Source organism: Bacillus sp. S14(2024) (genome assembly GCF_050473785.1).
Lineage (GTDB): Bacteria > Bacillota > Bacilli > Bacillales > Bacillaceae_G > Bacillus_A > Bacillus_A yunxiaonensis.
Window position 1 is genome coordinate 581,038 of sequence record NZ_JBFLUP010000006.1, and the last position, 20,259, is coordinate 601,296.

Here is a 20,259-nt window from a genome sequence, read left to right on the forward strand (position 1 = left end):
TTTTTCTGAAGAGGGTTTTTATGTAAGGATATCTAATATTGAAAAGTGTTCCATGGAAGTTTCACTTCATGAGTAAGCATTCAGTCGGTGGTGGCATCTCAGTCAAAGTCTGCTTTTAATACTATAAAAAGGAGTGACAAAAATAAGTAACCTTTTGTGTCGGTACACTAAACCATTGGAGGGATTAAGATGTTAAATAAAAATGTCGTTCTCTACACTGAAGAAAATGGTATTGCGAGAATTACACTAAACAGACCGGAAGCACTAAATGCGTTAAACCGAGATGTTCTTGAACAACTTTCTTCCGTCTTGAACAAGGTTAAAACTGATTCAAGTGTAAAAGCAGTGATAATTATCGGTGCCGGAGAAAAGGCGTTTTCCGCAGGTGCTGACATTCAGTTTCTCAATAAAGCCACTCCGTTAGAAGTACGTGATTTAGCTCAGTTAGCTGTTACAGTTACGAATAAAATTGAGTCATTAGGGAAAGTAGTTGTTGCTGCCATCAACGGCTTCGCACTAGGAGGTGGACTTGAGTTAGCTGAATCATGTGCGCTCCGTGTTTGTGCTAATCATGCAAGATTAGGACATCCCGAAGTCCGTATTGGAGCTGTTGCCGGTTTTGGAGGAACTACGAGACTGCCCAGACTTATAGGTAAGGGGCGTGCTACAGAGCTATTGCTCACTGGAAACGCGATAAGTGCAGACGAAGCTTATAGAATAGGACTGGTTAATAGGATTGTTGAACCTGATAAATTACTATCAGAAGCAGAAACGCTTATCTTAGAAATTCTGTCTCAGGCTCCTATCGCAGTAAAAATGACTTGGGAGGCAATTCATCGGGGAGGTAATGTAACTTTAGAAGAGTCCGCACTTCTCGGTGCAGATTATTTCGGTTTGATAGCGTCCACCGAGGACTTCAGAGAAGGAACGAAATCATTTTTAGAAAAGACCCAACCATTATTTAAAGGAAGATAGTTAATGAAAACAATCATGTGTGATTTAAAATAAAGTTGGATGAAAATAACACAATAGTTTGGAGTAAACCCTTGATTTATAAGGCTATAGCAACTTGTTCTTAGTAAACTGTATCTTACTGCCCATTAATGTGGGATAAACATATAACATGAATGCACCACAAAAAAACGCAAGTGCTTCCACACTTGCGCTTTTCTTATAGGAAATATCCAAGTAACAACCCGATTCCCATTAAAAATCCAAAAATTGTATTTGTTTTTGCTGTAGCAACCATCGCAGGTACCATTTCCATCGGGATGCTTTTTCCGATAAATCCTTTTGTTGCTTTAAATGCTTTTGGTGCACTTAGGAAAACGATAAGCATCCATGGAGATACGATTCCGACAATGATTAATGCAATCGTCCAAATATAGGAAACGATAAACATGGAGGCAAGAACACCAACTGCGTTTTCACGTCCAACGATAATTGCTAACGTGTTACGACCATTTTCTTTGTCTCCATCTAAGTCACGAATGTTATTAGAAAGTAAAATAGCCCCGATTAAAATGGCGTTTGGAATGGATAGTAGTACAATTTCTGATGTTACAGTTCCAGTTTGAATAAAGAATGAAATCCCAATAATAATAACACCCATAAATAATCCTGCTGTTAATTCTCCAAAAGGTGTATAGGCAATTGGAATTGGACCGCCTGTATATAAGTAGGCAACAGCCATACAAACGAGACCGATTGCCGCAAGCCACCAACTGGAGTTCATACAAATGTAAACGCCTAATAAAATTGCGATACCAAATAATCCAAACCCTAAGTTTAAGACTGTTTTCGGCTGAATACCATCGCGAACAATTGCACCGCCAATCCCAACGGATCCTTCATGATCTAGCCCTCTTTTATAATCAAAGTATTCGTTAAACATGTTTGTTGCTGCCTGTATGAGAAGGCAAGCAAGAAGCATGATAAGGAAAAGAGGAAGATTTATTTTGTTCATACCTTCAACTTGCATAGCATAAGTTGTTCCAATAAAGACGGGAACAAAAGCGGCAGTTAATGTATGAGGGCGGCATAAGCTCCACCAAATACGCCAGCCTGTTTGTTTACTTGGCTTTGGCTGCATGGAAGAGGAATTCGTTTCAGCTTTTACTTCCATTTGGAATCCTCCTATCTGTTTGTTATATAAAATAAAAATGAGTTCTTACTGCTCATTAGAGCGGAACAGGTACACAAAAAGTACACAATTAAGTGTAGGAAAAGCATCATATAGTGTCAACGTTTATTTTCTAGGAATATGCTCGGATTTTCTCAGAAATGCTAAACATTGACACACCTTTCATTTGAGGTGTATCTTAAAATCAAGCGTATTTATGACTATTTTTCGCCCATAGGGGGGAGACTGTGTGATTCAAACGAAACAACATGATGTAAAAGATGTGATTCTTACTGCGATTCAGCGCGCGGCTAACGGGCAAGTACTCGTTAGTTTTGTGAAGCAAGTGGAATGGATTGATCCACTCCTTTTTTATGCAGCAGGAACACAATTTGGATATAGAGACAGATGTTATTTTGCAGATCCATCGCAGCACGTTATCTTCGCTGGAGTAGGTTCTGCCTTTACTATAGCAAATTCTTCTAATAAGCGCTTTCAAAATGCTCGTCAAGAGTGGGCGCAATTGAAAGACGAAGCAGTAATTCATCGTGATACTTACGAATTTGGAACAGGACCGCTTTTATTTGGTGGTTTTGCCTTTGATCCACGAAAAGAAAGAACAGATTTATGGAAGTCATTTCATGATACAACACTGCAATTGCCAGCCTTTTTGTTAACGGTAAAGAGTAAAAAGGCATGGTTAACAGTGAACCGTTTTGTTTCCGGAAACGATTGTGCAGAAAAGATTTATGAGCAATTACAAAACGCTGAGGAGCAATTGTTGCAGCAAAGCAAGCATTCCTTCGTGGAAGAGAATGTGACCATTCTTTCGAAAGTGGAGGTAGAGCCGGAGAAATGGTTACGAGCAATTGAACAAGTGCAGGAAGAAATGAAGCGAGGAGTTGTCCAAAAAGTCGTGTTAGCTCGCGAGATGCAACTTGTTTTGGATAAAGATGTTGATTCGGCTTCTGTTTTGGCAGCACTTCGCATAGGACAACCGGATTGTTATGTATTTGCATTTGATTATAAAGGAACGTGCTTCTTAGGAGCAACGCCAGAAAGGCTTCTTCGTAAAGAGGGAGAAGCATATACATCCATGTGTCTTGCCGGTTCGATTGGACGAGGTGCTTCAGAAGAGGAAACGAAAGAGAATGGATATGAACTTTTGCATGATGAGAAAAATTTAGCAGAGCATGATTATGTTGTAAACATGATTCGCAGTGTGTTAACAAGGCATTGTGAAGCGGTCGATATTCCATATGAACCGCAATTATTGCAGACAAAAAATTTACTTCATCTATACACACCAGTACAAGCAAATGGAAATGGTGATTTATTATCGATGATTGAAGAACTTCATCCAACACCAGCTCTTGGAGGAACACCTCGAGAAGAAGCGCTGAAATTGATTCGTGAAGTAGAACTATTAGATCGAGGCTTATACGGAGCGCCAATTGGCTGGGTTGATGAGCAAGGAAACGGTGAGTTTGCGGTAGCGCTTCGCTGCGGATTATTGTCTGGTAAACAAGCTTCGTTATTTGCTGGCTGCGGCATTGTTATTGATTCGAAGCCGCATTTAGAGTATGAGGAAACTAGGTTGAAATTTAAGCCGATGCTTTCTGCTTTGGAGGGACTATCTAGATGAGCAATCATATAGAAGCATTATCGTATTACTTAGGCGCGTTTGTTGATGAATTGGCGCGCCTGCATGTGCAAGATGTTGTTATTAGCCCGGGTTCGCGGTCAACGCCGCTTGCCTTATTAATGGCACAGCATGAACAAATCCGCACATATTTACACGTGGATGAAAGATCAGCGGCCTTTTTTGCTCTTGGCATTGCGAAGGCAAAAAAACGCCCTGTTGCCTTATTATGCACATCAGGCACAGCGGCAGCAAACTATTATCCAGCTATATGTGAAGCATTTCATTCACGCGTTCCGCTTCTTGTACTGACAGCGGATCGTCCGCATGAATTGCGAGATGTTGGTGCACCGCAAGCAATGAATCAATTTCATTTATTCGGTTCGTTTGTGAAACAATTTATTGAAATGGCACTTCCTGAAGCTGCAGAACCAATGTATCGATATGCACGGATGACAGTAGGACGAGGGGTTGCAGCGGCATTACAAACACCGAAAGGACCCGTTCATGTAAACTTTCCGCTTCGCGAGCCGTTAATTCCGAATTTCTCTTTAGAAAATTTATGGGAAAAAGGCCGCGGAGAATACGAAACAACCGTCCATCAAGGGAAAATAGCAGTGACGGATGAATATGCAGCATCTTTACGAGAGCGCCTTTCGCATATGAAAAAGGGGCTTATTGTATGTGGTGATGATAGTCATCCAAATATTGCAGAAGCTGTCGTGGCTTTTTCAAAAGCATACGGTTATCCGATCCTTGCAGATCCGCTTTCTGGTCTTCGCAGCGGTCTTCACGATAAAGAGACAGTGGTGGATTGCTATGATACATTTTTACGAAATGAACAACTTCGTGATTGTTGGAAGCCAGATGTAATCATTCGCTTCGGCGGCATGCCAGTTTCCAAAGCACTTACGCAATATTTAAAAAAGCAAACGGAAGCATTACACATTGTCGTTGATGAATCTGGAAATTGGCGTGATCCAGCGCTTATGTCCACAGAAGTTGTATATGCCAATGACGCTACATTTTGTGAGCAGCTTGTAAATGGTACCGAGCAGCAAAATAATCATGACTGGCTTCGTATGTGGCAACAAATGAATGCCTTAACGAAAGAGAAACTTGTCCAAGTTGAATCGTATGAGCATGCATTTGAAGGAAAAGTAATTACAGAACTTGTAGATGTTTTGCCAAATGATGCAACTTTATTTGTAAGTAATAGTATGCCAATTCGTGATACAGATACGTTTTTCTTCACAAATGATAAAAATATTGAAGTATTAGCAAATCGCGGTGTAAACGGCATTGACGGCATTGTTTCGACAGCGCTTGGGGTGAGTGTAGCACGTGATCCGCTCGTATTAGTTGTGGGAGATTTATCATTCTACCATGATTTAAATGGGTTGTTAGCAGCAAAGCTGCATGATTTAAATGCAACCATTGTTGTCGTGAACAATGATGGCGGCGGTATTTTCTCATTTTTACCGCAGTATGAGCAGAAAGAACATTTTGAAGCTTTATTTGGCACGCCGCTCGGACTTGATTATGAACATGTCGTCAATATGTATAACGGTTCATTCCAGCGCGTAAAAACATGGGAAGCGTTTCGAAATGAAGTGTACAAAGGTACGAGAGAAAATGGACTGCATGTCATTGAAATACAAACAGACCGTGAAGAGAACTTACAGCTTCATCGTGACATTATGGCAGAGGCAGCAGCCATTGTTTCAGAAGTGTTGCAAGGTGAAGAGAAATGAAAGTAAACGTACATGGTGTTTCTTACGAATATGAAGTAATCGGAAGCGGCGAGCCGCTTCTTGTTCTTCATGGTTTTACAGGCAGCATGGAAACATGGCGTTCGTTTGTTCCTGCATGGAGCGAGCAATTTCAAGTCATTTTAGTGGATCTTATCGGACACGGTAAAACAGAAAGTCCAAAGGAAATCCGGCATTATAATATCGAAACGGTAGCTGCGCACCTTATTGCATTGCTCGATCATTTGCAAATTGAGAAAGCTCATGTGTTGGGATATTCTATGGGCGGACGCCTTGCGCTTACGTTTGCTTGTTTGTATCCAGAGCGCGTCTCGTCTCTTTTGTTAGAAAACTGTACAGCGGGACTCATAACGGAAGCGGAACGTGAAGAGCGCAGGCAGAAGGATGAACAACTTGCCCAAAACATTGAAAGAGAAGGGGTAGCCGATTTTGTTGAAAAGTGGGAGAACATTCCGCTCTTTGCCACGCAAAAAAAGTTACCGCTTCATGTACAGGATCGCGTACGCGAAAAAAGATTAGCTAATAATCCTGAGGGCCTTGCGAATAGCTTGCGAGGCATGGGAACAGGAGCACAGCCATCTTGGTGGCATGAATTGCAACACTTGCAAATGCCAGTCTTACTCATGAGCGGCGAATATGATGAAAAGTTCTTTCACATCTTAAAAAAGATGAAAAAACATATCCCTCATGCTGAATTTGTACAAATTATTGGAGCAGGCCATGCAATTCATGTGGAACAACCGCAAAAGTTTGATACAATAGTAAGGGGCTTTTTGCAAAACATAAAAGGAGGTAGAGACAAAATGACGATTGAATGGGTAAAAGAAGGCAATTATGAAGATATTATTTACTCCACATACAATGGAATCGCAAAAATTTCGATTAACCGTCCTGAAGTACATAATGCATTCCGTCCAAAAACGGTAATGGAGTTAATCGATGCTTTTGCACATGCACGAGATGATCAAAATGTTGGCGTTATCATTTTAACAGGTGAAGGTGGCCGTGCATTCTGTTCTGGCGGTGACCAAAAGGTTCGCGGTCATGGCGGATATGTTGGGGAAGACCAAATCCCGCGCCTAAACGTATTAGACTTACAACGTTTAATTCGCGCAATTCCAAAACCAGTTATCGCAATGGTAGCAGGTTATGCAATCGGTGGTGGACATGTTCTTCACATCGTATGTGATTTAACAATCGCAGCAGATAACGCAGTATTTGGCCAAACAGGTCCAAAAGTAGGTAGTTTTGATGGTGGATACGGTGCTGGCTATTTAGCTCGTATGGTTGGCCATAAGAAAGCACGTGAAATTTGGTACTTATGCCGTCAATACAACGCGCAAGAAGCACTTGATATGGGCTTAATTAACACAGTTGTACCATTAGAACAGTTAGAAGAAGAAACTGTGAAATGGGCAGAAGAAATTTTAGCAAACAGCCCAATGGCACTTCGTTTCTTAAAAGCTGCATTTAATGCAGATACAGATGGTCTTGCAGGTATTCAGCAACTAGCTGGGGATGCAACATTATTATATTACACAACAGACGAAGCGAAAGAAGGCCGCGATGCGTTTAAAGAAAAACGCCGTCCGGACTTTGGACAATTCCCTCGTTTTCCTTGATAAAAGCGAAGCTGACTGTTCAGCCCTGACGGCTAAGGTTCTTTCGCACAGAAGGCGCTTTCTGTCTTCTCGTGCGGAAGGTTCTTAGACGTGAAGGGCTAGGAGGCGAAGCTGGATAGGATCAAAAGCGGAAGCGGCTCGTTTAGAATGTGAGGGGGATGGAGCTTCTGACGTAGAGGCGCAGTTTGCCTCGTAGGAAGAAGCGAAGCCACCGAACATTCTAGCCGCTGTAGCTGGATAGTGATCGGGAAGAACAAAAGAGACTTGATGAAAATTCATCAAGTCTCTTTTTTTACAGTTTCTTACCCTGGATTTTTAAATAGAAAGAACGTTATTTTAGTGTCATGGTGAATTAATAAAATTATATATATTATAATATTGTTTAGTTTAATTAAACAATATTATTTACTTATTTATTTATTTATTTTCATAAAGTTACAAAATAACCCTGTAAAACTTTTACATATATTGTTATAATTTATTCTGTAAAATTAAAAAAATATTAATTTTGCAATTTATTATATTGATAGGAGGAATATTAAATGGCTGGACAAATTCGTATGAGTCCTGATGAACTTAAATCTAAGGCGCAGCTATATGGAAGAAGCTCTGAAGAAATCAATGGTATTTTAAGAAAGTTAGAAAGTTTACAAAATCAATTAAAAAGTGAGTGGGAAGGTCGTGCTTTCGAAGGTTTTGATCGACAATTTAATGAATTATCACCAAAAGTACGCAACTTCGCTCAATTATTACAAGATATTAACACTCAACTTTCTAAAACTGCAGATGCTGTTGCTGAGCATGATGCGCAGTTGTCACAAAACTTCGGTTTAAAATAAGAACTAGTATTTTTGGTAATTAAAGAAGATTGATAAACGAGCCATGCAACTATTGTTGTATGGCTGATTTATATGCAGCTTGATTAAAGTTTCGATTTATGAATTGCCCCTTGTAGCAGTGGAAATAGTTATTCTCTCCATTGTAATTATGTCAATATAACCAACGAGCAACGTAGTAAAAATATGTCGAAAATTTAATCAGCTATATATTTTAAAGCCAAAAACAATCTGCATGCTAATAGTAATATAAAAATTATTTAGTATATTTCGTATTCGCAGGAGTGGTAAGTAGTGAAAAAATTCCAATGGAAGATCTTGTTGTTTATTTCTTTAGCTCTTATGTTAGCAACAGGAACTTCTTATTTAGCATTAAATCAAAAGTTAAAGAAAGAAGACGGAAACAATACTAAAAAAATGGCAGTTGCCATAGTAAACGAGGATCAAGGAACAATATTTGAAGGGAAAAAAATAGAGTTTGGAGATCAATTTATAAAAAGCATTAATAAAAATGATAAACAACAATGGTATGTAGTAAGTCGTGGAATAGCAGAGAGTGGATTAAAAAACAATAATTATAACATGATGATTGTTATTCCAAATGATTTTTCTAAGAAAGCGGTTGCTATTAATTCTGATTCTCCTGAAAAGGTAACATTAAGTTATAGAATTAATACAACTGGTAACAAAGATTTAAAAGCGGAAGCAGAAAATATTGCTTCTTCTATATTAGAAGAGTTCAACAGGCGCATAGTAGATGTTTATTTTGCAAGTATCATTGGGAAATTACAAGGTGCACAGGATAATATACAAGCAATAATCAATAAAGAGCAAGATCATGTGAATGTGTATAAAACGGATATACGTAACCCGTTAGTGAATTATACGCAACAGTTTAAAACTGTACAAGATTATACAGGGGCTTCAGTTGATACGTTCAAAGGATTTGAAGGTGTTTTAAAGGGATTCGAACAAAATATTGATGAAACTTCAAAATATAATTCATCTTATCAAAATAACCTTAGTGGTTTTCAAAAAAATCAGATGGAAAATGGCGTAATCGCAAACAATTTTTCAAATCAACTTAATCAGTTTAACACAGATTTAAATACAGATGATGTAGTAAAGCAACTAGAGGCTTTAGAATTAGCAAATAAAGCGATAGCAGAGCAATTTACCGCTGGAGATAATAAGAATAATATTTTATCAGATTCAGCATCTATTAAAGAATATTTAACGGATATTAATAGTAAAATCCGAAGTTTTGATGCTGATTTAACAGATAAATTAAAGTCGGATATCCAAGCTAAGATTAGTGAGAAATTAAAGAAGGCAATTTCTGATGATAACCAAAAAGAAATATATGTAAATTCACTAATGCAACAGCCTAATGAGCAAATTAAGAAGAAAATTGAAAGTTTAATCAACCAATTACCAACTTTGAAAGTTGAGGATATCGATCAGGTTGCTTTACCTAATGAAACAAAGACACAATTAAAAAATGTGATTCGAGTAACTGAGAAATATAATGCAGAGAATCAATTTAAGTATGAAGGTACTAATACTATACCTTTAGGAGAGACGATTCAAAGTATTAAAGAGGGTCTTGTGGGAAGAGAACTCGTATTTAGCGATATAAAAAAAGTGCCAAGGATGGATGCTAATCAAACTTTTACGTTAAATCTTCCTAGTGGATTTGGGCTATATTCAAATCAGCAAGCGTTAACGATTAATGGCCAAGACTATACAGAAGAATATTTAAAGAGTGGAACGGTCACTTTACCTGCTCGAGAAGAAGGGAATTTAGATGTTCGCGTACATGTTAAGTTATTAGATATAAATGCAGACATAGATGTATTTAGTCCAGTAACATGGCAGTGGAATATAAAACATAATGATGAAAAGATAACAATTACTGATCCGAAAACTGGTACAAACCCAGGTGATTCGAATATAGGGACAGGTACAAACCCAGGTGATTCGAATACAGGGACAGGTACAAACCCAGGTGACTCGAATACAGGGACAGGTACAAACCCGGGTGATTCGAATACGGGAACTGGTACAAATCCAGGTGATTCGAATGCAGGGGCCGGTACAAATCCAGGCAATCTCAATAAAGATAATACTAAGGTAAAAACGATTGAACAGACAAATAATCAAATTTCGCATAATAAAGATGAGTATTTATATCGGGGTACAACTAATTCGCTAATTCAGGAACCTGTTAAAATTGTACAGAGCTATCAACAATTGTTAAGTTTATATGATTTATATTATGGTCTAGATATGAAAACAGAAGATTTAGCAGGAAAGCTGGAAGAGGGAAAATTAAGCGATCATGCGACAACAGGCTCTCTTTATTACATTTTAAATAAACAGAATATACTAGATGTGATGGCAAATTTTGTTGCAAATGAGACTCAAAAAGAAGTCACAACAGAAGTGAGTAATTTAAAAGAAAAAATAGACACATATATGCAGTTAGTAAATAAGGCCGATCAAAATTCAGATCACTTGGCAGAGACGTTAAAACAAACAACAGAGCAAGCGCAAATTATGAATACTAACTTAGGTGAATATTTAAAAAATGTAGCGGCCTGGCGTGAAAATAGCTTGAAATTAATAAATGAACAAAAAGTAGTGGCAAGTAGTCGTGAAGGAGAACAAACAGCTGTATTAGCATTAGATTCTGAATTTAAGTCTGTATTAGCACAAAGTCAGTCTTTAAGTGAGCAGTCTAAAAGTAATCTACTAGCATCTGATGGAGTGTATAAAACGTTTGATCAAATTAATAATCAAGCAAAAGACATTCAAGATAGCGGAGTAACGATTGTATCAAAAGCTAATACATTATTAGATGATTTAGGCGATAAAATGACGGATGATAAGGAATTTTCTAAAAACTTCATGAAAGTATTGGAAAATAGCCGTGTTGGGGAGCGCCAAAATGAAAACTTATATCAATTTTTAGCAAATCCAGTTCAGAAGCAAAATGACGGTACGATTACAGCTGGAGATGTGTTTATACCGTACTTAATGGTATTGGTATGCTTTATTGTTGCTTTATTTACTTCTTATGCAATCGCACATCAAGAGAAAAGACGTATTCAAAAAGATGACTTTGAAGAAGAATTATCTACGATGCTTGTAAATGTACCAATTACTGCAATTACTTTAGGAATTGCAATTGCAGAAGGGATAACTATTGGTATTATTTCAGGGCATTTACTGGAATTTGATCAGATACGTAATTTAATGTGGATTGGTTCTATTACAATGATCATGGTTGCTACAGTTCTTATTTCCACATACTTATTACGTCAAGTAAAAATGATTGGGATGTTTGTATTATTAACGTTTTTTAGTATGTATTTGTTCTTAACGAATGCAGTAGGAATGAATATAGATAAAATGTCGTACTTTGGAAAAATACGTAAATTCTCACCACTTCAATATATTGAAACATTTTTAAATGATTTTATAAGTGGTAAAAATAGTGAGCCTGCTATTTTTGGATTTATTCTTGGCTTAGCTATTTTAGGATTTATTATTAATCTTTTTGTATGGCATAGAAGAAGAGGAGAGGAACAAGGGTTAGATGATCAAATCACGGAAAGTATTAGTTAATTTATCATTGTTTCTTTTCCTTTGCTCATTTGCCGCGTTACCGATGAGGAGCGCGGCAGAGAGCTACCTCAATGATAATGGGAAAATGGAGTTTAAATTAGACCGAGTAGAACAAACAGATGAAGAGAAAATGAATAAAGGGAAACAAGAAACGGAATTAGATAAGGCAGGAGTAGAATTATTTAATTCAAAAGTAGAAAAAGAAATTGCAGAAAAACAAAAGAAAGAAAAGAAAGAAATGCAAGAATTAAGAGCATCCTTGTTTCTTAATACAAAAACAAATGATGATGTCAAAGATACAAAAGAAAGTTTATTCCAGAAAAACTATGTGGTCAAAATGAGTTCTATTGAAACAGAGAGTGAAGCAGCTACAAATGGAACACCAGTTAGTACAACAATTACAGTGCTACTCATTATGGGAATCATATTGATTTGCAGTGGTATTTATATCATTATCCGAAAAACCTGGGTATAAGGAGAAATACAAATGGCTGTTCAAACACATGTTAATGTCACCGTAGATTTTAGTAAGTGGAATGGGAACACGTATGATTTACGCATTCCTAATCATCAATCTATTAAATACTTGTTGAAGAATTTAATAGAAACATTAAAGGTTCAAAGTCATGATGGGTCACATTATGTTATAAAAGTTGTCAATAAGTCGCTATTACTAACAGACAATGATCGGTTAATAGATTATGAAGTAACTGATGGAGATATTTTGCAAGTACTATAACTACTTGGATAAATAGCTTAATATATAGAAATTTATGTATACGATCAAAAGGAGAAGAACATGGTGGAGAAAACGATTCAGATTGATTCAATGAATTATCGATTTGAAATAGGCGAAGGGACTTGGAAATTAGAACTTGCCCAGTCACAAACTCAAGTAAAAGATTTTCGTCAATTTGATTTATTAATGGAGAAGTCAGCAATCTTTGTTCCGGTAGCAGTAGAAGAAACGGAGGATGCTTTTGTCTTTTCATACGAAATTAGTAAGAAACTAAAGAAGTGGGACGATATAAAAGATTTAGAGAGAAATGAAAAATTACGATTGCTTCGAAATGTCGCTCGTTTTAAAGAGTATTTACATAGAAGAATAACGTTCTTTTTACACCCTGAAAATCTAGTATTTGATGCTAATTATTTACCTTTTATTGTTCATCGTGGAATTCGAGAGATTGTCCCCCCAACCCCCATTACAGAAGAAAAATTCTTATTACAATATAAATGTTTAATTATTGCATTGTTTTCTAAAAAATATAGCTACGATGAATTGTATAGTGGCGTCTTGAAAAATGTAAAAGAAACAACATTTGAGCAAAATGTTGTTAGTATGGACAGTTTAGACGGATTAATCAAATTTATTGAAGATAGCTTTGAAAAAGAACAAATAAAAACAGAAAAGAATATGCAAATTGTTCCTAAGAAAAATTTTAAAAGGTTCAAATATATGACATATTCTTTTGCGGCAGCTACGGTTATTTTAGTAGCACCATTAGCGTATTACATATTTATGAAAGTACCTTATCAAAATACATTGCTGGAAGCAAATAAAAACTTTTTAGCTACTGATTATGATCAAGTCATTAGTAATTTAAGAGATGAAGATTCTGAAGGACTACCTTTAGCTTCTAAATATGAGTTGGCATATTCTTATGTTAAGGGTGAGAAATTATCCGAACAGCAAAAATCAGCCATTATGAAGAATGTAAGTTTAAAGAGTGATGAAAACTATTTGCTGTATTGGGTTTATAACGGTAAAGGGGATTTTGACAAATCACTAGATATAGCAAAGCACATTGATGATCCGCAATTAATCATGTATGGCTTAATCAAACAAATAGAGGCTGTGAAAAATAATCCAAAATTGTCGGGAAAAGATCGAGATGAGAAGTTAAAAACATATCAGCAACAGTTAGATGAGTATAAAAAGAAATATAGTGATACATCTGACGAAAAAGATTTATCTAATACGAACAAAGGAACAAAATAAGAACGTTAAAAGAATGAAACTTCTTTTACTTCATGTATCCTGCTCTAATGAGTAGTAAAACTCTCACCTCAAAACGTAAAGAAAAGAAGCTAGGTGGGAGTTTTACTATCTTTAAGAGAAACAGTACACATATTTTTTTACTATAGAAGCTAACAAAGGAGTAGTGGAGAAGGATGAAGCAACAACTTCTAGCAGTGAGCTATGGCGATAAATTGTATAAATGTCGCCTAAATCCATCTGAACGTCCCGTTGTGACAATTGGGAACGAGTGGTCAAATACAATTACGAATCTTGATTTAGAAGAATCGCTTACGATGAATTGGGACCTTGAGAATAATGTATGGAAAATAGAAGATAAAACCATCTATGTTAACAAGGAGAATAAAATTGAACTGAAAAATCATAAATCTCTCCATATGTGGATTACATATGTTGAAGAAGTTGCTGTATATGATATAGCGACGAAGTATTCCATCACGCTTAGCGAACGTGAAGGTGATGATATTATCATTGATGGAACAGGTGCAGACATCGTATTCATTCGTGACTTATTAGATGAACCATTCAAAGTTAACGTATACGAAGGACGTGTTTTTCATAACCATCAAAAATTAGAAGGTAGTGCTATTTTAGAAAGCGGAGATCAATTATTTTTTGATGGTGTAACAATCCAAATTGGACATGAAGATATTCAATTTGTAGCGGCTAAAGACAAAGTACACTCAACACTACCTCGTTTACTTGAAGCAGATAGTTATTTTCGCGATGAATACCCAGATTACCATCGTTCACCACGTATTATTTATCGTGAACCAGTTGATAAAATGACAATTGCAAAGCCACCAAGTGAACCATCAAAACCAACAGAACATTTAGTACGAATGATCGCTCCGTCCCTTGTTATGATCGTGGTCACTGTACTATTGTCAATCTTTATGTCAAATGGCTTATATATATTAGCCTCATTAGCGATGACTGTAGCAACAGTAACTATATCAGTCACATCGTATATTAAAAGCGTAAAGCAATACAAAATTGATATTGTAGAGCGTGACAAAAGTTATAGGGAGTATTTAAAACAAAAGACAAAAGATTTATACGAAGAAACTGAAAAGCAACGTCATGCACTTCACTATCATTATCCGGATGTTGCAGAAATTCGCAACATGGCTATGCAGGTAAACTCACGCATATATGAAAAAACGATGCTTCATCATGATTTCTTAACATATCGTGTTGGAACAGGTCAGGAAAACACTAGTTTTGAAATTCAATTTAATGAAGAAGAATTTAGTCAAAAGAAAGATGAATTAATTGATGCAGCACGTGAACTAAGACAACAATACCTCTCACTACAAGATGTTCCAGTCGTGACAGATTTAATGAATGGACCAGTCGGATATATTGGACAACGTTCTTTAGTGTTAGAACAGCTGCAACTTTTAGTTATGCAAACTTCATTATTTCATAGTTACTATGATTTGCAGTTTATTACATTGTTCCCCGAAGAAGAAAAGAATAAATGGGAGTGGATGCGCTGGCTGCCACATGCAAGTGTACGCGATATTAACGTACGTGGTTTTGTATACCATGAACGCAGCCGTGACCAAGTACTAAACAGTCTGTATCAAATATTAAAGGACCGCAAAATGAAAATAGAAGAAAAAGGTTCTTCTAATGAAAAATTATATTTTGCCCCGCACTATGTTGTACTCATTACAGATGAAAAACTAATCTTAGATCACATTGTAATGGAATTTTTTAATGAAGATCCAACAGAATTAGGGGTATCACTTGTCTTCGTACAGGATGTCATGCAAAGTCTACCAGAACATGTGAAGACAGTCATCGATATAAGAGATTCCAAGAAAGGGAATATCATCTTAGAAAGAGGTGAACTTGTTAACCATCAATTCGCACTCGATCATTTTCCAAAAGACTTTAACTTAGAAGATGTATCTCGTGCATTAGCACCGCTGAACCACCTACAAAACTTGAAAAATAGTATTCCAGAAAGTGTAACTTTCTTAGAAATGTATGGTGTCGAGAAAATTCAAGAATTAAACATTACAGCAAGGTGGGAAAAAAATGCAGCCCACAAATCATTAGCTGTACCACTCGGATTACGCGGTAAAGAAGATATTGTAAATTTAAATTTACATGAAAAAGCACATGGACCACACGGATTAGTCGCAGGTACGACAGGTTCTGGTAAGTCAGAGATTATTCAATCATACATTTTATCCCTTGCGGTTAATTTCCATCCGTATGAAGTAGCATTTCTACTTATTGACTATAAGGGCGGCGGAATGGCGAACTTATTCAAGGACTTACCGCACTTGCTAGGAACCATTACGAACTTAGACGGTGCACAAAGTATGCGTGCCCTCGCATCGATTAAAGCAGAATTACAAAAGCGCCAGCGCTTATTTGGGGAACATGATGTAAACCATATTAACCAATATCAAAAACTATACAAACAAGGAAAAGCGAAAGAACCAATGCCGCACCTGTTCTTAATTAGTGATGAATTCGCAGAGCTAAAGGCAGAGCAGCCTGACTTTATGAAAGAGTTAGTATCAACAGCGCGTATCGGTCGTTCTCTAGGAATTCACTTAATCCTCGCAACGCAAAAACCAAGCGGGGTTGTCGATGATCAAATTTGGAGTAACTCGAAATTTAAATTAGCACTAAAAGTACAAAACACATCCGACAGTAACGAAATTTTAAAGACACCAGACGCCGCAGAAATCACGCTGCCAGGCCGTGCCTACTTACAAGTCGGAAATAACGAAATCTATGAATTATTCCAATCCGCATGGAGCGGCGCTGATTACATAGAGAATAAAGATGATCAAGAGTATTTAGACGCAACGATTTATGCGATTAATGATTTAGGGCAATATGAGATTTTGAGTGAGGATTTGAGTGGACTTAGCAGCAGTAAAGAAATCGCTACTGTACCGACAGAACTTGATGCAGTAATTGATTATATCCATGATTACGCAGAAGAAAAACAAATTGAAGCATTACCAAGACCGTGGTTACCACCGCTTCCGGAGAAAATATTCCTGCAAGACTTGCATCCAGTGAATTTTAAAGAAGCGTGGAAACAGGAAAAGAAACCATTACAAGCAACTGTTGGTTTACTAGACCAACCTGAACTACAAGCGCAAACGCCGCTCACATTAGACATAAGCAAAGACGGTCACGTTGCAGTATTCTCAAGTCCAGGTTATGGAAAATCAACTTTCGTACAATCAGTCATTATGGATGCGGCGCGTCAGCATAGTCCAGAGCATTTGCATGTGTATTTGCTTGATTTTGGTACAAATGGATTAATGCCGTTAAGAGCATTACCTCATGTAGCAGACATGGTGACATTAGACCAAGAAGAAAAATGTGAGAAATTTCTTCGTCGTATAGAAGAGACGTTGAAAGAGAGAAAACGATTATTAAGTAAATACGGTGTCGCTAGTCTTGAAATGTATGAACGAGCTAGTAATGAAATATTACCGACAATATTAATCACGTTAGATAATTATGATGCAGTGAAAGATGCAGGATTTGTAGAGGATTTCGAACGCCTTATTACCCAAGTTGTTCGCGAAGGCTCAGCAGTAGGTATTCACCTCATGTTAACTGCTACACGCCAAAGTGCATTACGAGTACAAATAAATGCGAATATTAAATTGCAAATTGCTCTTTACATGATAGACGAAACAGAAGCGAGAGCAATTGTAGGGCGTACTGACTTGAAAATTGAAGAAATCGCTGGCCGCGGTTTAGTGAAAATAGAAGATCCAACAGTATTCCAAACTTGTATGCCAGCGGAAGGTGAAGATGTGCTGAACTTAATTCAGCATATACAAGCTGAAGGCCGAGAAATGGAGGCTTATTGGAGTGGTAAAAAACCGAAACCTATTCCGATGGTACCAGAAGTATTCGAATACAAAGAATTTATTGCATGGCCAGAAACGAGAGAAATTATTGAAACTGGAAAACTTTCCTTTGGAGTCGAGACTGAGAATGTTACACCAATGGAATTAGATTTAGTAGAAGCTTCTAACGTTGTTGTAGCGGGAATTAAAAAAGAAGAAATTGAAAATGTAATTTCTCAATTTATGCAACAATTAATTGAAAGTGAGAGATATGATGTCGGTCTTGTAGATACAAGAGCACAGACGTTTTCAAACTTTAAAGAAAAAGCAGCTTTATATGTAGCTGAAAAAGTAGGAATAGAAAAAACGATTAAACAAGTTGCAAATGCTTATAGGTCAAGGGAAGTTGCATTTAAAGAGGAGCAAGAAGCCTCTAATGAAACAATGAATCCAGCAGACTTTATTAAAAGGTTCAAGCCAATTGTTATCGTAATTGCAGACTTAAATGACATTGTTAGTAGCTTAGGGGACACCGAATTATTTAGCTTATCTGAATTAATTACAAATGGTGCGTATATGGGAATTCATTTTGTCATTGGTTGTGATGTGGATGCAATTGATAGTCGCTACGATTTAGCTTCTAAAGCAGTCAAAGCACAATCTAACGTTATCTTATTGAGAAAATCATCTGGACAAATGGTGTTTGATGTATCCAATAAAGATTTAAGTAGTACGAGGTTAAATCCTTTTGAAGGATATTTTGTAAAAGATCGATATGCAACAAAAATTAAAGTACCAGTTATTCAGGGGGGATATTAATGGAACTATCTCAACTTACTAGTCAGAAAGCAAGTTTACTTAGTAGTATTAGTCAGCAGCAGAGCCACTTAGTGGCTCTGCAATTAAAAAAGCAGCGATTAATACAAGCGAAAGGACAATTTGTAAATAATATTGGAGCCATTCGCCAAAATCATGAACAATTTAAATCACTAGAAATTAACGATAGTTTATCTATAAAACTATCGTTACTGCGTTAATAAAGTGAAAAGAACAAAAGAATCCTATAAATCTAAGGGCACTGAAAAAGTCTATTTAAAGAGAAGGAGCTAATTCGCCACTATATAGTCGATTGGCTTTTTTTGTTGCGTGCCCAGCTAAGCTGGACGGTAGGTAAGGGATAACTGCCAGTAAAAGCCCGATTGGTTCAACTAACCATCAGTGAGGAATGAAGCGATATAGGCTATTCGGGATATTCTCTCGCTTTCGTTCAAGTAAATGTAAAGTAGAGAAGATGGCTCTGGTGTTCTGTAAAAAAAATATTTTAGACTAAAAAGGTGCTTTCTGTATATGAAAGCACCTTTTGTTAATATAAAACCAATGTATCACAAAACCTTTAAAAGTTCCTTCAGAAGAACTGAAGGAACTTTTCATTCACATAATCAATGTTATCGGAAGTCAATGTTGTCGTTAGTTCGGATTCGACTTTTGTATAGTTGACGAAATTTGATGAAAGAAATAATTCTCCAAGGTAAGATATATCCTAGCGCTACAGTTATAAATAGTGCTGCTATTGTCCCTGGACCTAGCCATTTTAAATAATCACGAAGTAAAAATCGGATAATAAATACGATGAGAAAGGCAATGATAAAGCTCTTGTTTCTTACAGCATAAATATGCTGATCGGATCGGAGTTCATAGTTAGTGGTCCAAATAAGTGGAATTGACAAAAGGAACCCAAAGATAGCTGCACAAACCCATTCCCAGGCAGCAGCATGTACATTTGGATTCAGGATTATGAAAAAACTAGGTAATAATAGAAATAATACGGGTAAAAGAAGACGGATGCCGTTTCCTTTAATCGGACGATACATTGCCCTAGTTCTACGCCATAAGACCAACGCAGCAACTATGATCACAATAGAGTAAAACGAAGAAGAATTCATAATCTCACCTCTATACATAGTGTATTTCAATTATTTTACGGGAATTATAGATGATTGAGTACCAGTATTCGTTTTAATTTGAAAAAGATAAAACTACTTTGTTAATATCATAGATAGAATTTCAGATTTAAACTGAAGTAATTCATAGTGAATATTAATGAGGAGTGGAAATAAAAGAATGGAACCTAAAATAATAAGTATTCCATCCAAAAAAATTGTTGGGATTAAGAGAGAAACAACTTTTGCAACAGATTCCCAAGTCACAAGAGAAATATGGAAAACATTTATGCCGTTAAGAAATCGTATTCCTCATAGAAGTAACTCTTGTTTCTTTTCTATAAAGGCGTTACATACTCCTTTAAATATGAATGATATAAACTATGCTTATGAAAAGTGGGCTGCTGTTGAAGTGGAAGATTTTGAAACGGAGACTTTTTCGGAATTATCCAGCCATACCTTAACAGGCGGCTTATATGCTGTTTTTATCCACCAAGGAATGGCATCTGATATGAGTACTTTCCAGTATATTTTTCAAGAATGGTTACCGAATTCGAGTTATAGTTTAGATGTAAGGGAGCATTTTGAAGTTATGGATGATCATTATCGTCCTGACGATGTAAACGCAAAAGAAGAGGTATGGATACCGATAAAATAAGTTATTAAATTGGAAACATGTACGAGAATAGAACTAATAAAGAGATAGGTGGGAGTAGTTCAATTCATCTATAGAAATCATTTTAGAATTTTCTTTTTTAATCTAATTACAAAAAGAACCTTAAAAAGGTTCTTTTTGCAGGGCATAAAATAAA

Annotated in this window: 13 protein-coding genes and 2 pseudogenes; 13 read left to right on the forward strand and 2 right to left on the reverse strand. The window is 36.6% G+C overall.

The features are described 5' to 3' along the window. Positions 1-189: 189 nt before the first annotated feature. On the forward strand, positions 190-975 hold the full coding sequence (locus AB1279_RS03240) for an enoyl-CoA hydratase/isomerase family protein (protein WP_429757796.1): 786 nt from the start codon (positions 190-192) through the stop codon (positions 973-975). A 196-nt stretch (positions 976-1,171) separates the two neighbouring features. Here the strand turns inward: AB1279_RS03240 and AB1279_RS03245 are convergent, their stop codons facing one another. Next, positions 1,172-2,125: a 1,4-dihydroxy-2-naphthoate polyprenyltransferase gene (locus tag AB1279_RS03245; protein ID WP_429757797.1), complete on the reverse strand. Its 954-nt coding sequence runs from the start codon at positions 2,123-2,125 to the stop codon at positions 1,172-1,174. 247 nt (positions 2,126-2,372) lie between these two features. Here AB1279_RS03245 and AB1279_RS03250 point away from each other — a divergent pair, with 247 nt between their 5' ends. From AB1279_RS03250 to AB1279_RS03300, 11 genes and pseudogenes are all read left to right on the forward strand, one after another. Continuing rightward, a complete protein-coding gene (locus AB1279_RS03250; RefSeq protein ID WP_429757798.1) occupies positions 2,373-3,767 on the forward strand; it encodes an isochorismate synthase in 1,395 nt (464 codons plus the stop codon). Then, on the forward strand, positions 3,764-5,518 hold the full coding sequence (gene menD / locus AB1279_RS03255) for a 2-succinyl-5-enolpyruvyl-6-hydroxy-3-cyclohexene-1-carboxylic-acid synthase (protein ID WP_429757799.1): 1,755 nt from the start codon (positions 3,764-3,766) through the stop codon (positions 5,516-5,518). Before AB1279_RS03250 ends, menD begins: the two co-directional genes overlap by 4 nt. Beyond that, positions 5,515-6,303 (forward strand): annotated as a pseudogene (gene menH, locus AB1279_RS03260) (2-succinyl-6-hydroxy-2,4-cyclohexadiene-1-carboxylate synthase); the annotation flags it as partial. The gene menD and the pseudogene menH, both read left to right, overlap by 4 nt. A gap of 36 nt (positions 6,304-6,339) precedes the next feature. After that, positions 6,340-7,158, forward strand: a complete 819-nt coding sequence (gene menB, locus AB1279_RS03265; protein WP_336484269.1) for a 1,4-dihydroxy-2-naphthoyl-CoA synthase — start codon at positions 6,340-6,342, stop codon at positions 7,156-7,158. Positions 7,159-7,700: 542 nt separating this feature from the next. Next, the gene (locus AB1279_RS03270) at positions 7,701-7,997 is read left to right on the forward strand and encodes a WXG100 family type VII secretion target (protein WP_429753346.1); all 297 of its coding nucleotides are present in this window, start codon (positions 7,701-7,703) and stop codon (positions 7,995-7,997) included. Positions 7,998-8,288: 291 nt separating this feature from the next. Then, on the forward strand, positions 8,289-11,624 hold the full coding sequence (gene esaA / locus AB1279_RS03275) for a type VII secretion protein EsaA (RefSeq protein WP_429757800.1): 3,336 nt from the start codon (positions 8,289-8,291) through the stop codon (positions 11,622-11,624). Beyond that, the gene (gene essA / locus AB1279_RS03280) at positions 11,596-12,099 is read left to right on the forward strand and encodes a type VII secretion protein EssA (protein ID WP_429757801.1); all 504 of its coding nucleotides are present in this window, start codon (positions 11,596-11,598) and stop codon (positions 12,097-12,099) included. Before esaA ends, essA begins: the two co-directional genes overlap by 29 nt. Before the next feature lie 12 nt (positions 12,100-12,111). After that, a complete protein-coding gene (locus AB1279_RS03285) occupies positions 12,112-12,363 on the forward strand; it encodes an EsaB/YukD family protein (RefSeq protein ID WP_429753349.1) in 252 nt (83 codons plus the stop codon). A gap of 60 nt (positions 12,364-12,423) precedes the next feature. Then, positions 12,424-13,626, forward strand: a complete 1,203-nt coding sequence (gene essB, locus AB1279_RS03290; protein WP_429753350.1) for a type VII secretion protein EssB — start codon at positions 12,424-12,426, stop codon at positions 13,624-13,626. Positions 13,627-13,799: 173 nt separating this feature from the next. Next, on the forward strand, positions 13,800-18,326 hold the full coding sequence (essC, locus tag AB1279_RS03295; RefSeq protein ID WP_429757802.1) for a type VII secretion protein EssC: 4,527 nt from the start codon (positions 13,800-13,802) through the stop codon (positions 18,324-18,326). Next, positions 18,326-18,514: pseudogene (locus AB1279_RS03300) on the forward strand (YwqH-like family protein); the annotation flags it as partial. The gene essC and the pseudogene AB1279_RS03300, both read left to right, overlap by 1 nt. Positions 18,515-18,952: 438 nt before the next feature. Here AB1279_RS03300 and AB1279_RS03305 read toward each other — a convergent pair. Continuing rightward, the gene (locus tag AB1279_RS03305; RefSeq protein ID WP_429757803.1) at positions 18,953-19,450 is read right to left on the reverse strand and encodes a CcdC protein domain-containing protein; all 498 of its coding nucleotides are present in this window, start codon (positions 19,448-19,450) and stop codon (positions 18,953-18,955) included. A gap of 178 nt (positions 19,451-19,628) precedes the next feature. Between AB1279_RS03305 and AB1279_RS03310 the strand changes: the two genes are divergently transcribed. Then, positions 19,629-20,105, forward strand: a complete 477-nt coding sequence (locus AB1279_RS03310; RefSeq protein ID WP_429757804.1) for a GyrI-like domain-containing protein — start codon at positions 19,629-19,631, stop codon at positions 20,103-20,105. The last annotated feature ends 154 nt before the right edge of the window (positions 20,106-20,259 follow it).

Excerpts from the sequence above, each read along its gene's own strand:
- AB1279_RS03240 (WP_429757796.1), top strand. The coding sequence starts at position 190 with ATGTTAAATAAAAATGTCGTTCTCTACACTGAAGAAAATGGTATTGCG.
- AB1279_RS03245 (WP_429757797.1), bottom strand. The coding sequence starts at position 2,125 with ATGGAAGTAAAAGCTGAAACGAATTCCTCTTCCATGCAGCCAAAGCCA.
- menD (WP_429757799.1), top strand. The coding sequence starts at position 3,764 with ATGAGCAATCATATAGAAGCATTATCGTATTACTTAGGCGCGTTTGTT.
- menB (WP_336484269.1), top strand. The coding sequence starts at position 6,340 with ATGACGATTGAATGGGTAAAAGAAGGCAATTATGAAGATATTATTTAC.
- AB1279_RS03270 (WP_429753346.1), top strand. The coding sequence starts at position 7,701 with ATGGCTGGACAAATTCGTATGAGTCCTGATGAACTTAAATCTAAGGCG.
- essA (WP_429757801.1), top strand. The coding sequence starts at position 11,596 with ATGATCAAATCACGGAAAGTATTAGTTAATTTATCATTGTTTCTTTTC.
- AB1279_RS03285 (WP_429753349.1), top strand. The coding sequence starts at position 12,112 with ATGGCTGTTCAAACACATGTTAATGTCACCGTAGATTTTAGTAAGTGG.
- essB (WP_429753350.1), top strand. The coding sequence starts at position 12,424 with ATGGTGGAGAAAACGATTCAGATTGATTCAATGAATTATCGATTTGAA.
- essC (WP_429757802.1), top strand. The coding sequence starts at position 13,800 with ATGAAGCAACAACTTCTAGCAGTGAGCTATGGCGATAAATTGTATAAA.
- AB1279_RS03305 (WP_429757803.1), bottom strand. The coding sequence starts at position 19,450 with ATGAATTCTTCTTCGTTTTACTCTATTGTGATCATAGTTGCTGCGTTG.
- AB1279_RS03310 (WP_429757804.1), top strand. The coding sequence starts at position 19,629 with ATGGAACCTAAAATAATAAGTATTCCATCCAAAAAAATTGTTGGGATT.